Raw genomic sequence first — 1,892 nt, 5'->3', positions numbered from 1 at the left:
ATACAGAGAAAAATTCAGGAGTCAGAAGTCAGGAGAAAGAAGACAAGGAAAGGAGTAAAATTAAGTTTGTATCAGCGGTTTTCCTAATTTTCGTACCTGATTCAAGTATATACGGCTATATTAACCCCTCCAACTTATGGTTCGGGTGTTTTGGGTAAATTGGGTAAATTGGGTAAATTATGATCTGGCTGCGGATTTTCTCCTTGATTGAGAATATAATTTTTCATAGCTGCTAGTTCTGTATCAATATGATTATGAGAGTCTAAGGATGCAAATTTTTTTTCCAGATCATTACCACCCAATTGATTAATAACTTCTGATCTTGCTTCTATCTGTAAAATTTTTTCTTCCATTCGTTCTAATGCGCTTAAACCAGATTGATGAGAAACTCCACTCAGCATTTCTTGAAGCCGATAGGAAGCTTCGGCCGAACGTGCGCGAGCGATATACATATCTTTTTTGGTTTTTACCTCAGCCAATTTTAATTCTAGAGTCCGCATATCCTGCTTCAACTTGGTCACTACATCTTTTTGCTGATCAATTTGGCTGATTAAGGTTGTGGCAGTTTCTTGGTAAAATTTACGTTTGGTAAGGGCTTCCCGTGCTAGAGATTCATTACCCTGCTGGAGGGATAATTGAGCGCGACGATACCATTCTTCGCTTTGGGACACCGCTGCGGCTGCTTGGCGTTCTGTGCGCTTTTGCGTGGCGATCGCTTGAGCTACACTCTGACGTAATTGTACCAAATTATCTTGCATTTCCATGAAAGTTTTTTCCAGAATTTTTTCTGGATCTTCTGAATTGCTAACTAGACTATTAAAATCAGCACGAATTAGCCTCAGAATACGTTTGATAACTTCCATATTGGTTTTCCCTTGACCATTTACGGGACTATAAGACTGGTTTTTTGTGGAAATGCCAGAAATTTCAGGATTATGCTGCACAATGGCGATATAAATTATGTTTTTTGCCAAGACGCAAAGATTGCTATCAGCAAGGCCACACTTTCTATAGTATCTTAATTTTGGGAATTGTTGCTGGTAATTTCTGGGGTTGGTTTGACTTTTGGCGTTAAATCTACTATGTCTTTGGTATCTCTGAGTTGTCGAAATTCCTGAGTCGCTAAATTAGGATACTTGGGTATAAGTGTGGTTTTTGGTTTAGTAGTAGATTGGGAATTATGGTTTATTAATTCAGTATTTTTCGTGGTACGTGGCGAATTACTGTTAAATAAGTTGCTAAAATCGAAAGGCAAATTTTTGGAGTTTAGGACTAAATAACCCAAGGTCAGGGTTGTCAATAATAGCGACAGCATTGAACCGATACCTAAAGGGGATAACACAAAGTTACGGAAACTGCTGGTTGTGAAAGTTTTGGGGTTTTGTGATTCTTGTCCTATTAACAGTGCTTCACTAGGTTTTAAATTATCTGGTTGTTTGGGAATAGGAGTGGGAAGGGGGGTTTGATGTTGGGTAGATTGAATTGTGGTGTTAACTATACTACTAGATTTTTCCGATTTTGTGGGAGTTGGGTTGTTCTCTTTTTCCGGTTTAACAAGCTCCGGGGAATGATTAACCGTTGATCTTGGAGTATCTTTACAAATGGGTTTTTCTTGAGGTATTGTGGGATTTTTTACATCTGATGATGTGTTTGGAGTAGTAATATTACCAGTGATTTTGGAAATAGCTGATCCTGTAGCTGTACTGGTTGGTTGTTCGAGGGTTTGATGTTGGGGAGATGGAATTTCGATGTTAACTAGACTACCAGATTTTTCCGATTTTGTGGGAGTTGGGTTGTTCTCTTTTTCCGGTTTAACAAGCTCCGGGGAATGATTAACCGTTGATCTTGGAGTATCTTTACAAATGGGTTTTTCTTGAGGTATTGTGGGATTT

General features: G+C 38.6%; 1 protein-coding gene and 1 pseudogene. Both read right to left on the bottom strand.

What is annotated here, in order from left to right; translation table 11 throughout:
• Positions 1-134 precede the first annotated feature (134 nt).
• Entirely contained in the window at positions 135-863 is a 729-nt protein-coding gene (locus FFO06_RS20590; protein WP_137909690.1) for a PspA/IM30 family protein, read from the bottom strand.
• A 155-nt stretch (positions 864-1,018) separates the two neighbouring features.
• Positions 1,019-1,892: pseudogene (locus tag FFO06_RS21280) on the bottom strand (hypothetical protein); the annotation flags it as partial.

The sequence above is a fragment of the Dolichospermum planctonicum genome (assembly GCF_005402965.1).
Lineage (GTDB): Bacteria > Cyanobacteriota > Cyanobacteriia > Cyanobacteriales > Nostocaceae > Dolichospermum > Dolichospermum planctonicum.
This window is presented reverse-complemented; position numbering and strand designations above follow the sequence as displayed.

Excerpts from the sequence above, each read along its gene's own strand:
- FFO06_RS20590 (WP_137909690.1), bottom strand. The coding sequence starts at position 863 with ATGGAAGTTATCAAACGTATTCTGAGGCTAATTCGTGCTGATTTTAAT.